The sequence below is a fragment of the Acidobacteriota bacterium genome (assembly GCA_030697165.1).
GTDB lineage: Bacteria > Acidobacteriota > Vicinamibacteria > Vicinamibacterales > UBA2999 > 12-FULL-67-14b.
The window spans coordinates 56729-68751 of sequence record JAUYQQ010000010.1 but is presented as its reverse complement, the minus strand read 5'-3'; the positions used below and the strand labels follow the sequence as shown (position 1 = coordinate 68751).

11 protein-coding genes are annotated in these 12023 nt (G+C 65.6%); 9 read left to right on the top strand and 2 right to left on the bottom strand.

From position 1 onward, the window contains the following. Window positions 1–8: 8 nt before the first annotated feature. The 4 genes from Q8T13_10535 (at window position 9) to prfB (ending at window position 4090) form a co-directional block, all read left to right on the top strand. Window positions 9–674, top strand: a complete 666-nt coding sequence (locus tag Q8T13_10535; protein ID MDP3718189.1) for an SPOR domain-containing protein — start codon at window positions 9–11, stop codon at window positions 672–674. Window positions 675–683: 9 nt separating this feature from the next. Beyond that, entirely contained in the window at window positions 684–1373 is a 690-nt protein-coding gene (locus tag Q8T13_10530; GenBank protein ID MDP3718188.1) for an inorganic pyrophosphatase, read from the top strand. A 9-nt stretch (window positions 1374–1382) separates the two neighbouring features. Then, window positions 1383–2921, top strand: coding sequence for an apolipoprotein N-acyltransferase (lnt, locus tag Q8T13_10525; protein MDP3718187.1), 1539 nt, complete (start codon window positions 1383–1385; stop codon window positions 2919–2921). Between the two features lie 37 nt (window positions 2922–2958). Then, window positions 2959–4090 (top strand): peptide chain release factor 2 gene (gene prfB / locus Q8T13_10520; protein ID MDP3718186.1). Its coding sequence is split into 2 segments (ribosomal slippage): window positions 2959–3027 and window positions 3029–4090, totalling 1131 coding nucleotides; the frame shifts between segments, so codons are not numbered across the junction. Here the strand turns inward: prfB and Q8T13_10515 are convergent. Further along, window positions 4091–4453 (bottom strand): hypothetical protein, encoded by a 363-nt coding sequence (locus Q8T13_10515; protein ID MDP3718185.1) that lies wholly within the window; start codon window positions 4451–4453, stop codon window positions 4091–4093. It lies immediately after the preceding gene. A 110-nt stretch (window positions 4454–4563) separates the two neighbouring features. Then, complete coding sequence (locus tag Q8T13_10510) at window positions 4564–6831, bottom strand: PBP1A family penicillin-binding protein (protein MDP3718184.1); 2268 nt, start codon at window positions 6829–6831, stop codon at window positions 4564–4566. Between the two features lie 126 nt (window positions 6832–6957). On the opposite strand from Q8T13_10510, the gene dnaK reads away from it, so the two are divergent. Genes dnaK through Q8T13_10485 form a run of 5 tightly spaced genes read left to right on the top strand, consistent with a single transcriptional unit; the run spans window position 6958 to window position 12001 of the window. Then, entirely contained in the window at window positions 6958–8880 is a 1923-nt protein-coding gene (gene dnaK / locus Q8T13_10505; GenBank protein ID MDP3718183.1) for a molecular chaperone DnaK, read from the top strand. Continuing rightward, window positions 8880–9992: a J domain-containing protein gene (locus Q8T13_10500; protein ID MDP3718182.1), complete on the top strand. Its 1113-nt coding sequence runs from the start codon at window positions 8880–8882 to the stop codon at window positions 9990–9992. The genes dnaK and Q8T13_10500 overlap by 1 nt, the downstream gene beginning before the upstream one ends. Further along, window positions 9989–10423 (top strand): helix-turn-helix transcriptional regulator, encoded by a 435-nt coding sequence (locus Q8T13_10495; protein MDP3718181.1) that lies wholly within the window; start codon window positions 9989–9991, stop codon window positions 10421–10423. The genes Q8T13_10500 and Q8T13_10495 overlap by 4 nt, the downstream gene beginning before the upstream one ends. 60 nt (window positions 10424–10483) lie before the next feature. Beyond that, complete coding sequence (locus Q8T13_10490) at window positions 10484–11125, top strand: sigma-70 family RNA polymerase sigma factor (protein MDP3718180.1); 642 nt, start codon at window positions 10484–10486, stop codon at window positions 11123–11125. Between the two features lie 24 nt (window positions 11126–11149). Beyond that, window positions 11150–12001, top strand: a complete 852-nt coding sequence (locus Q8T13_10485; GenBank protein ID MDP3718179.1) for an ATP-binding protein — start codon at window positions 11150–11152, stop codon at window positions 11999–12001. The last annotated feature ends 22 nt before the right edge of the window (window positions 12002–12023 follow it).

The window sequence follows — 12023 nt, the reverse complement described above, 5'->3', positions numbered from 1 at the left end:
CTGCACTAATGGCCACAACCCAGGACGACGCGTTTCGCGAAATTCAGCTGAACGGCAAGCAATTGGTCTTCATGGCCATGGCCTTTGTCGTGATCGCCGTCGGGATCTTCCTGATGGGGGTCCAGGTCGGTCGCGGCGTCCGCGGCGAGCGCGGGTTGCCAGAGGGCGTCGAGATGGCTGCCGCGACGGCGGCCGAGTCGGAACCGCCGCTGCCGGCTGCGTCGGTTGGCCAGGGGTCGAGCGAGACCCCGGTCACCGCGGGTGAGAAGTTGAGCTACGCCGAGCGCCTCACCGGGAACGAGGGCGCCGCCGATTCGCTCAGGAAGACCGCTGAGCCCGCGCCTCCAGCCGAGCCGCCGGCGCCGAAGCCTGAGCCCGTGGGCGCCGCGCCGGCATCGCCGGCCGCCACCGCGCCGGCGACAGCGGCATCGACCGAACCAGCCGGTACCGGCTATGCCATCCAGGTGGCGGCCCTGCGTGAACGCAGCGAGGCCGACACCATCGTCAAGCGCCTGGCCGGCAAGGGATACCCCGCCTACGTGCTGGCGCCGGTTCAGGGGGCGCCGTCGGTGTATCGCGTGCGGGTCGGCAAGTTCAAGGACCGGCGCGAGGCCGACACGGTGGCCGCCCGCCTGCAGAAGGAAGAACAGTTCAAGCCCTGGGTCGTCCGCTAGGGCGCCCCCATGGTCACCACTCCGAAATCCCGGCAGCCAATCTGGCAGTTGATGGGCCGGTTGTTCAGGGCCCATCCGTGGCACGGCGTGCGCCTGGGCGACAAAGGCTCTGACGTCGTCACGTGTTACATCGAGATTACGCCGTCCGATACCGTCAAATACGAGCTCGATAAGGCGACCGGGCTCCTCAAGCTCGATCGCCCGCAGCGGTTCTCGAACTTCTGCCCGGCGCTCTACGGGCTGTTGCCGCAAACCTTTTGCGGCGTGCGGGTCGCCGCGTTGAGCGCTGAGAAGACCGGGAGAACGGGGATTCGCGGCGATCAGGATCCACTGGACGTGTGCGTCCTGTCGGAACGGCCGGTCTCGCACGGCGACATCCTGCTGCAGGCCATCCCCATCGGCGGCCTGCGCATGATCGACGGCAGCGAAGCTGACGACAAGATCGTTGCGGTCCTGGTCGGCGACACCGCGTATGGGGGCTTCCGCGACATCTCGGATTGCCCCGAGGCATTGGTATCGCGGCTCATTCACTATTTCGAGACGTACAAGCTCGCGCCCGGGACGGTCGCTAACCCGTGTGAGATCACCCATGTGTACGGGCACGAAGAGGCCTTCGAAGTGATTCGCCGCGCGCAGGCGGATTACCACGAGAAGTTCGGTTCACTCGAAGCGCTGCTTGACGCGGCCATGAAGGCCTAGCAGTCCGTGATGATCTCGGCTTCAACCCTGGCGGCGGTCGCATCGGGCGTGTTGCTGGCCCTCTCGTTCCCGCGGTACGGCCACCCGGCCGCGGCTTTCATCGCACTGGTGCCGCTCTACGTCGCGCTGAGCGGCTGGAACGGCCGTCCGGGCAGGATGCCCGGAATCACGGCCGGCCGGGGTTTTCGCCTTGGCCTGATCACCGGCTTCATCCACTTTGCCGGCACGGTCTACTGGACCGGTGCCACCGTGCAGACCTTCGGCGGCCTGCCGTGGCCCGTTGCCGTGTTCGTGACCGGCCTGCTCGTCCTATACATGGCGGCCTACGTCGCCCTGGCCTCGGCGGCTTCGGCGGTCTTCATTCGGCACTTCGGGTTCGTGGGGCTCGGGCTCGCCCCGGCCGCGTGGGTGGCGGCCGAATACACCCGGGGGCACCTGTTCGGCGGCTTCCCGTGGATCCCGCTGGGCAACACCATGGTGACGCTGTTGCCAATCGCGCAGATCGCGAGCCTTGTCGGCGTGTTCGGCCTGTCCGCGTTGGTGGCCGTGATCAACGCCGGGTTCGCGGCGACCGCGCTCGCCACCGGGCGAACCCGCGTGACCGCATTGGCCGGCACGATCCTGCTGATTGCGTCGGCGTCGGTGTGGGGCGGCCAGCGCATGGCCGAGAACCGCCTGACCCAGGGCGTGCCGGTCCGAGTAGGCTTGATCCAGGGCAACATCGCGCAGGTCGACAAGTGGAACCCCGCCCGCGCCGGAATGATCATGGAACGGTACGAGCAGTTGACGCGCCAGGCGACCGCCAACGGCGCCCAGTTCGTACTGTGGCCGGAGTCGGCGACGCCGTTTTTCTTCCAGGACGATCCCGGGGGCAACGCGATCCGGTCGATGGTCCGCGAACTGCGTGTCCCCCTGCTGCTCGGCAGCGACGAGGTCGAGCGCGGGCCGCCGCCGGATCGCTACTACAACGCCGCCTTCATGCTCGACCCGGCAGGCACGACCGCCGCGGTCTATCGCAAGATGCACCTCGTGCCCTTCGGCGAATATGTGCCGTTTCAATGGGCGCTGTTCTTCGTGGCGCCGCTGGTGGAGGCGGTCGCGGCGTTCACTCCCGGCGAGCGCGTCACCATGCTGCCGGTGCGCGAGCACATGGTGAGCACGGCCATTTGCTACGAAGTGACCTACCCCAGCCAGGCGCGCGAGGCGGTCCGGCAGGGGAGCGAGCTGCTGACGACGATCACCAACGATGCCTGGTACGGCGAATCGTCGGCGGCGTATCAGCACTTCGAGATGGCGGCGATGCGGGCGATTGAACAGGGTCGTTACCTGGTGCGCGCGGCCAACACCGGCGTCAGCGGCATCATCGATCCCTACGGCCGGGTCCTCATTCGCACCCGACTGTTCGAGACCGCGGCCGTGGTTGGCGAAGCCAGGTTCGTGCAGGAGCGCACGCCGTATGCCAGAATTGGAGACCTGGTCGCGCTGGTGGCCACCGTGCTGACGGTGCTGGCCCTGGGCGTGGCCGCTTGGCTGAAGGCGGAGCGCTAACGCGCCGACCGCCGGTAGGAGACCTGCTTTGGCACTCGTGATTGATGACCTCGTTCGCCGCGCCACCGACCTGCTGAAGCGGGCCGCCGACATGCGGAGCTATCTTTGACGATGCGCATGATCCGGGTGAGCTAGCTCAACTCGAACAGAAGGTCGCGGCCGCCAGTTTCTGGGACAACCAGGCCGACGCCCAGAAGACCCTGCAGCGCCAGCGCCGCCTGGCCGAAGACCTTGAACTCGGCGCCAGCCTGGCCGCGAAGATCGACGACATTGGCGTGCTGCTCGAGTGGGCGCGCAGCGGCGAAGACGTGCTGGCCGACCTGGCCCGCGCCCTCGACGCGCTCGGTGAGCAGGTCGAGGCCGCTGAGACCAAGAAGATGCTCAGCGGCGAGCACGACCTGGCCAACGCCATCATCACTATTCATCCGGGCGCCGGCGGGGTCGAGTCGCAGGACTGGGCCGAGATGCTGCTGCGCATGTATTTGAAGTGGGCCGAGCGCCGGGGCTTCAAGCGCGAGATGCTCGAGTATCAGCCGGGCGAAGAGGCGGGATTGAAGAGCGTGACGTTCACGCTAACGGGGGAGTATGCCTTTGGCCTGATGGCGGCCGAGGCCGGCGTGCACCGGCTGGTGCGGATCTCGCCGTTCGACCAGGCCGCGCGGCGGCACACCTCGTTTGCCTCGGTCTACGTGTGGCCCGAGTTCGATGACGAGGTCGCGATCGACATCCCCGAGAAGGAGCTGCGCATCGATACCTACCGGTCGAGCGGCGCCGGCGGCCAGCACGTCAACGTCACCGACTCGGCGGTGCGCATCACGCACTTGCCGACGGGCATCGTCACCTCCTGCCAGAACGAACGGTCGCAGCACAAGAACAAGGACGTGGCCATGAAGGTGCTGAAGGCCAAGCTGTACGACCTGAAGCAAAAGGAGCAGCAGGAGAAGCTGTCGCAGATTGGCGGCGCCAAGAAAGACATCGCGTTTGGCTCGCAGATCCGCAGCTACGTGCTGCAGCCCTACCAGATGATCAAGGACCACCGCACCAAGTTCGCGGAGGGCCAGGTCGACAAAGTCCTGGGCGGCGACATCGACGCGTTCATCAAGACGTACCTGATGCAGAAAGCCACCGGCACGCTGGGCCAGGCGGCCGGGGACGATGTCGACGAGTAGTTAGCGCCAGAGCTTGATCAGGCCGACAATGGCCGCGGTCTGGGTGACGGCGAAGATCAGCATCCACCGAAGCAGGTCGTGGTTGCGTTCGATCATCTCGACCTTGAGCGCGCCAAAGCCGTCGGCCATCTCCTTGCGGACCTTGCCAAACTCGGTGGCCATTTCGTGTCTGACCTTGCCAAACTCGGTCGCCATCTCGTGCCTGACCTTGCCAAACTCAGTCGCCATCTCGACCCGCAGCCGGCTGCTTTCTTCGGTGAGCCGCCGCTCGAATCGATCGGTGACAGTCCGGATGACATCGTTGGTGTCGTCGGTCATCACTACCTCCGCCCGATGGGCATTCCTCGCATACATCGCAGTCATTCCTTCTTCCTCGACGACCGCCTGACCGTATGACGACGGTGCCATCGTCGGCGGAGGCACGCAAGAGAAAATGAGCGAGAGGGACGAGATTTTACAGATCGCAGTTGGATCTATTGACGGGACGGCTGAGTGCCCGAGATGAACGCCTCGGTGATGATGCGGTCGCCGGCCTCGTTCGGCTGGCCACTGTCGCGATCGACCGCCATGAAGACGATGTTGCCGGGCGGGTCGAACGTAGGGGGATGTTCGCGGTCCGCGTAGAGATCGAGATACGACTTCATGAACTCGATCCACATCGGCAAGGCGGCGGTCGCGCCGGTCTCATTGCCGCCGATCGGCTTCTTTGCGTCGTGGCCCATCCAGACGCCGACGGTGATGTTGGGATCGAACCCGATGAACCAGGCATCGGTGTTGTCGTCGACCGTTCCGGTCTTGCCGGCGAGCGGCCAGTTGAGCGATCGCGCCGCGGCCGCGGTGCCGCGTTGCACCACGCCCTGAAGCAGGTTGGTCATCACGTACGCGGTATCGGCGCGAATCGCGTCTTTCGGCTGCGGCCGCGCCTCTTCCAGCAGGCCGCCTTCGCGATCGGTGATGGCCTGGGCCAGGAACGGCTGCATCCGGATGCCATGGTTCGGAAACGCCGAGAACGCGCTGGTGAGCTCCAGCAGCGTCACTTCCTGGGCGCCGAGCGCCATCGACAGGAACGGCCGGAACTCCTGCGAGAACCCGAACTTCTTCGCGTACGACGCCACCTGGCCGGGCCCCAGCATGTCGATGATCTTGACCGACGGGATGTTGCGCGACTGCTCGAGTGCATGGCGCAGCGTCATGCGGCCCTCGAACTTGCGGTCGTAGTTGCGTGGCTGGTAAAGCGGCTGGCCGGCGCCGGCGTTGAAGCTGGTCGGCTCGTCCACCAGGATCGTGGTGGGGGTCAGGCCGCGATCGATGGCCGCGGTATACAGGATGGGTTTCACGGTCGAGCCCATCTGACGATAGGCCTGCGTGGCGCGATTGAACTTGCTGCGTCCGAAGCTGTAGCCGCCGACCATGGCCAGCACTTGACCGGTGCGGTTGTCGATGACCACCAGCGCGCCTTCGAGCACCGGTGTCTGCTCGAGCGCCACGGTGGCCGTGGCGCCCTCGATGGCGGTCAACTGGACATCGATCAGGTCGCCGGCCTTGACCAGGTCCCGGGGCGACGTCCGGCGGGTCCACTGGATGGCGGCCCTGGTCAGTTCGCCGGTGAGCGAACCGATGCGCAGTTGCGCGCTCGTGGCGTTGACCGAGCGCACCACCGCGGGCACGATGTCGCCGGCCGCCATACGGCGCGCCCAGCGGTCGTGCTTGAAGGTGTCGACGGTGCGGCCTTCCGCAATCACGTTGCGGGCCGGCTTGCGGAACCCGCGGCGCTTGTCGACACGCCGCAGGCCGCGATCGACAGCGAGGTTGGCGGCCTGTTGCAGCCGCAGGTCCAGCGCCGTACGGACGGTGAGCCCGCTTTCATACAGGGCCTTGGCGCCGTAGCTGGCTTCGAGGTGCTTGCGGACCTCTTCGAGAAAGTAGGGCGCCTGGCTGGTGGCGGCCGTCGGGTCGCCGTCCACGGCAATCGGCTTCTGCTTGGCTTCCTCGGCGACGGCGGCGGTAATGAAGCCTTCGGCGGTCATGCGGTCGAGCGCGTAGTTGCGGCGGCGGCGCGTCGCCTCCGGATTCACGAACGGACTCTGCCGGACGTTGCCCTGGATGATGCCGGCGATGGTGGCGGCCTCCTCGAGCGCGAGGTCCCGGGCGGGCTTGCGGAAATACAGCTGCGATGCCGCTTCCACGCCGTAGGCGCCGTGGCCGAAGTAGATCTGGTTGCAATACATCGTGAAGATCTCTGGCTTCGTGTATCGCTTTTCGATCTGCACCGCGACGAGCGACTCCTTGATCTTCCGTTCCCAGGAGCGATCGCCGGTGGTGAACCCGATGTTGGTGGCAAACAGGTTGCGGGCGAGCTGCTGGGTGAGGGTGCTGCCGCCCGGTACCCGTCCGCTCGACACGATGTCGCGCACGAGGGCGAGCATCATGCGCGAAATGCTCAGCCCGGCATGGTCGAAGAAGTTGCCGTCTTCGGCGGCGAGGATCGCTTGTCGCAGGTTCTCGGGAATGTCGGTGTACTGGATGACGACGCGGCGCTCGACGGCGAACTCGCCGACCAGCTGATTGTCTTTGCCGAGCACGCGGGTGATGGTGTTGGGCGCGTAGTCGTCGAGCGCGCTCACCTCGGGCAGGTCGCCGGAATAGGCGAACAGGACACCGGAGAGGGTGCCGAGCAGGGCCGCGGCGACGAAGAGCGCAGCGAAGCCGGCGTGACGTGCGTAGCGGATGGCGATGGTCATTCGTGGCGCTGCCCCTGAGCGGAGTCGCAGGGATAAGTCTCAGTATACCAGTCAGTTCCCCGGAATGGGCCGACCCATCCCGATCGATTCATTGACAGGGCTCCACTCAGATTTCATACTAAGACCATGAGCAAAATCATTGGCATCGATCTGGGCACCACCAATTCCGTCGTCGCAGTGATGGAAGGCGACCAGCCCACCGTCATTCAGAACGCGGAAGGAAGCCGGATCACCCCATCGGTCGTCGCCTTCAGCAAGACCGGCGAACGCCTGGTCGGCCAGGTGGCCAAGCGTCAGGCCGTGACCAATCCCGAGAACACCATCTTCTCGATCAAGCGGTTCATGGGCCGCCGTTTCGACGAGGTCAACGAGGAGATGAAAATGGTTCCGTACCGCGTCGAGCGCGCGGGCAACGGCGACGTGCGCGTCAAGGCGCAGGAGCAGGACCTCGCGCCGCCGCAGCTGTCGGCGATGATCCTGCAGAAGCTGAAGCAGGCCGCCGAGGACTACCTCGGGCAGGCGGTGACCAAGGCCGTGATCACGGTGCCGGCGTACTTCAACGACGCCCAGCGGCAGGCGACGAAGGAAGCGGGCCAGATCGCCGGCCTCGAAGTCATGCGCATCGTCAACGAGCCGACGGCCGCGGCCCTGGCCTACGGCCTCGACAAGAAGAAGGACGAGACCATTGCGGTCTACGACTTCGGTGGCGGCACCTTTGACATCTCGATCCTGGAAGTGGGCGAGGGCGTGGTCGAAGTGAAGTCGACCAACGGCGACACGCACCTCGGTGGCGACAACCTCGATCAGCGCGTGATCGAGTGGATCATCGACGAGTTCCGCAAGAGCGACGGCATCGACCTGGGCAAGGATCGCATGGCCTTGCAGCGCCTGCGCGAGGCCGCCGAGAAGGCCAAGATGGAGCTGTCGTCGGTCATGGAGACGGAGATCAACCTGCCGTTCATCACGGCGGATGCCAGCGGGCCGAAGCACCTGGCGATGAAGCTGTCGCGGGCGAAGTTCGAGTCGCTGGTCGAGGAGCTGTTGCAGAAGACCGTCGGCCCGACCAAGACCGCGCTGACCGACGCCGGCCTCGATCCCTCGAAGATTGACGAGGTCGTGCTGGTCGGCGGGTCGACGCGCATTCCGCGGGTGCAGGCGATCGTCAAGGAGATCTTCGGCAAGGAACCCCACAAGGGCGTCAATCCGGATGAGGTGGTCGCCATTGGCGCCGCCATCCAGGCCGGCGTGCTGGCGGGCGAGGTCAAGGACCTGCTGCTGCTCGACGTGACGCCGCTGTCACTGGGGATCGAGACGATGGGCGGCGTGATGACGCCGCTGATCCAGCGCAACACGACCATCCCCACGCGCAAGAGCGAGGTGTTCTCGACCGCGTCCGACAGCCAGACCAGCGTCGAAGTGCACGTCGTGCAGGGCGAGCGCCCGCTCGCGCGCGACAACCGCACGCTCGGCCGGTTCCACCTGGTCGGCCTGCCGCCGGCGCCGCGCGGCGTGCCGCAGATCGAGGTCACCTTCGACATCGACGCCAACGGCATTGTCAACGTGTCGGCCAAGGACCTCGGCACGCAGAAGGAGCAGAAGATCACCATCACCGCCTCGTCCGGCCTCAGCAAGGACGAAGTCGACCGCATGATGCGCGAAGCCGAGGCGCACTCGGATGAAGACAAGAAGCGCCGCGAGGAGATCGAGATTCGCAATCGCGCCGATCAGGCGATCTACACCGCCGAACGGATGCTGAAGGACACCGGCGAGAAGATCGCGATCGCCGACAAGAATGCGATCGAGAACGCCATGGCCGAACTGAAGACGGCCATCGACGGCAACGACACGCCCGGCATGAGCAAGGCGATGGACGTGTTGATGACCGCGCAGCACAAGGCATCGGAAGCGCTCTACAAGAACCAGGCCGAGAGTCAGGCCCCCCCCGGTGACGCGGGTGCCGGCGCCAGCGGCGGTGCGAACGAGGGCGCGCCAAAGCCCGACGCCGGCGACGTGATCGACGCCGAAGTGGTTGAGGACGACAAGAAGTAGTGGACCTTTACATCGTGCTCGGCGTGGAGCGTGGCGCGCCGTCCGGCGAGATCAAGAAAGCCTATCGCCGGCTGGCGCGGCGCCTCCATCCCGACATCAACCCGGGCGACCGCGAGGCGGAGACACGGTTTCGGCAGGTGCTCGACGCCTACGAGACGCTGATCGACCCCGATCGGCGCCGGCGGTACGATTCCGGCCAGCTGAGCGCGATTTCGGAAGAGGAAGCGGCGTCGTTTGGATTCGCCGGTTTCGACTTCTCCAGTCGCGTGCATGCCGAGCGGACGACGACGTTTGGGGAATTGTTCGAGGAGGTGTTTTCGCGCCGGGTCGGCCGCGAGCCGTCTGAGGGCGCCGACCATGGCGCCGACATCCATGCCCGCGCCTCGCTGACGTTCGAAGAGGCGTGGCACGGGGTGCAGCGCGCGGTCACGGTCACCCGGCAGGACACCTGCCGGTCGTGCGCCGGCGGCGGCTTTCAGCGCGTGGCCGAGACGCGGTGTGTCGCCTGCGAGGGCAGTGGCGCAGTGCGTTCGGTGCGCGGTCACATGGTGTTCGCCAAGAACTGCCCGACCTGCGGAGGATCCGGACGGCTGAAACAGGAAGAATGCGCGCCCTGTCATGGCCAGGGGGTGGAGCCGCGGTCAGAGACCCTGAATGTGCGCATCCCGGCCGGCGTGGCCTCGGGCGCGCGGGTGCGCATTGCCGGGAAGGGGCATGCAGGTGTCCGCGGCGGGTTACCCGGCGACCTGTTGATTGATGTCGAGGTGCTCGAGCATGCGGTCTACCGCCGCGAAGGCGATGAACTGCACCTGACCGTGCCGATCGCGGTGCACGAGGCGGCGCTCGGCGCCAAGATCGACATCGACACGCCGGACGGCTCGGTGCGATTGCGCGTGCCGCCGGGCACGCAGTCGGGCCAGCGCTTCCGGTTGCGCGACCGCGGCGCCGCCGGCCGCAACGGCCGGCGTGGCGACCTGGTCGCCGAAGTGCGCATGCGCCTGCCCAAGGTGCTCGACGAACGATCGAAGGAATTGCTCCGGGAATTTGGCCGGATCAACGGTGAAAGCGTCAGGGAGTCCACCTCCGCTCGAGCGACGGCGGATAAACAATGACCAAGCGACAGGGCAAGGCATACTTCATGATTAGCGTCGTCGCGCAACGCTACAACATTCATCCACAGACCTTGCGGTTGTACGAGCGGGAAGGATTGCTGAAGCCTTCACGAACGGAAGGCAACACGCGCCTGTATTCCGAAGAAGACCTTGAGCAGCTGGAAACAATTCTGGCACTTACCCGAGAGTTGGGCGTCAACCTCGCCGGCGTCGAGATCATCTTGAATATGCGCCGCAAGATGGAGCAAATGCAGGGCGAAGTGAACGAGTTCATGGAATATGTGAAGCGCGAACTGGCGCGCGGCATCGACGACTGGGAGCAGCGACTGGGCACCGCGCTGGTGAAGGCGTCGCCGACGGATTTGGTGCGTGCCGCGCATCCTGGCCCTGATGCGACGGTGAGCAAGACTGACACCAAGAAAAAAAATTAACGACTGTCGCAGACGGTTTTACGTCTGGTGACGTACCAGTTGTACTGGTAAACTTCGCTCGTGGTCAGGAAGTTCGAATCGCTGGCATCCGAATCCGAAACCCTTCACGCATACCTGCGAGAGATTTCCAGCTTTCCGTTGCTCACGCCGGATGACGAGCAGCAACTCGGCCGCCAGATCCAACAACACGGCGATGAAGACGCGCTCGGCCGGCTCGTGCAGTCGAACCTGCGCTTCGTCGTGCAGTATGCCAAGCGGTTCCGCCGGCTCGGCGTGCCGCTGCTCGACTTGATTCACGAAGGCAACCTGGGCCTGATCGAAGCCGCGCGGCGGTTCAATCCTGCCCAGTCCGACACGTTCCAGGCGTCGGCCCTGTGGTGGATTCGCCAGGCGATGATGCACTTGCTCGCTGAAGCGTCGCGCTCGCCGGAGGTCAGTTCCTCGGGCTTGATGGCCGCGGCCGTCGCCGGGCGCCAGGTCGAAGCCATTCGCGTGGCGCTCGAATACGCCCATTCCACCGCGAGTGGCGCCGAGGTGCGCGAGCCGGCCACGAGCGACGTGGAAGACCTGGAAGTGCACCTGCAGAACGAGGGCCGAAAGCGCCGCAAGGCCCGCAAGGCGGTCAAAGGCCCCCTCAAGATCGAAGCCGGCGCCCTGCATGCCCTCCGCCAGCACAGCGTGCTGCGCAGCTACTTGAATTAGTAGCCAGTGCCAGAGTTCGCCGACATGGAATGCCCCATTTGCAACGGATCACGCTGGAAGAGCGTGGACGTCGCCGGCGTCGAGCGCATGACGCGCTGCGACTGCTGGCGCGACGTTGTGAAAGAGCGCTACCTCGCCGAGTCGCGGATTCCCGCCAAGTTCGCCAAGGCGGAACTGACCAACTACATTCCCGATACGGATTCACAGAAAGACGCACTGCGGCAAGCCCAGCGCTTTGTCGAGGCGTTTCCCGCTGCGCAGAAGGGGATCGTGTTCTACGGCCCGACCGGGGTGGGCAAGACCCACCTGGCGGTTGGCTTGTTGCGCACCGTCATTCGCGACAAGGGCGCCCGCGGCTTCTTCTTCCAGACCACCGAGTTGCTGCGCCTCGTGCGCGAAACCTACAACCGGTCGGTCGATGAAACCGAAATGGAAGTGCTGCGCCCCGTGCTCGAAGCCGACGTGCTCGTGCTCGACGACCTGGGTGTCGAGAAGACCTCCGAGTGGGTCCAGGAAACCCTCGGACTGGTGATCAACACTCGTTACAACGCCCGCCGCGCCACCATTGTCACGAGCAACCTGCGCGATCCCATCGACAACACCGACATGAACTCTTTCATGGTGCAGCTGGGCGTCCGCTCACGTTCGCGGTTGCTCGAGATGTGCGAGTGGGTCGAGGTGCAGGGGACCGATGTTCGCGACGTCGAACGGGTGACGGCAGCGGCCAAGTCTGGCCACCTGCCGGAGCCGCCAGAACGAATCACCCGGAAAGGCCCGCTGCCGGGCAAGTCCGGCGGCATGGCGCGCGCGCGACTGAAAGACAGCGGCACGCAGTTCGAGTTGAACTGGTCGGGCGGCAAAGCCGGCAGTAAGTAGCCGCGGCACCCTGGCACCCTGG

Coding starts and splice junctions, on each gene's coding strand:
- Q8T13_10535 (MDP3718189.1), top strand. CDS start 9: ATGGCCACAACCCAGGACGACGCGTTTCGCGAAATTCAGCTGAACGGC.
- Q8T13_10530 (MDP3718188.1), top strand. CDS start 684: ATGGTCACCACTCCGAAATCCCGGCAGCCAATCTGGCAGTTGATGGGC.
- lnt (MDP3718187.1), top strand. CDS start 1,383: ATGATCTCGGCTTCAACCCTGGCGGCGGTCGCATCGGGCGTGTTGCTG.
- Q8T13_10515 (MDP3718185.1), bottom strand. CDS start 4,453: ATGACTGCGATGTATGCGAGGAATGCCCATCGGGCGGAGGTAGTGATG.
- Q8T13_10510 (MDP3718184.1), bottom strand. CDS start 6,831: ATGACCATCGCCATCCGCTACGCACGTCACGCCGGCTTCGCTGCGCTC.
- dnaK (MDP3718183.1), top strand. CDS start 6,958: ATGAGCAAAATCATTGGCATCGATCTGGGCACCACCAATTCCGTCGTC.
- Q8T13_10495 (MDP3718181.1), top strand. CDS start 9,989: ATGACCAAGCGACAGGGCAAGGCATACTTCATGATTAGCGTCGTCGCG.
- Q8T13_10485 (MDP3718179.1), top strand. CDS start 11,150: ATGGAATGCCCCATTTGCAACGGATCACGCTGGAAGAGCGTGGACGTC.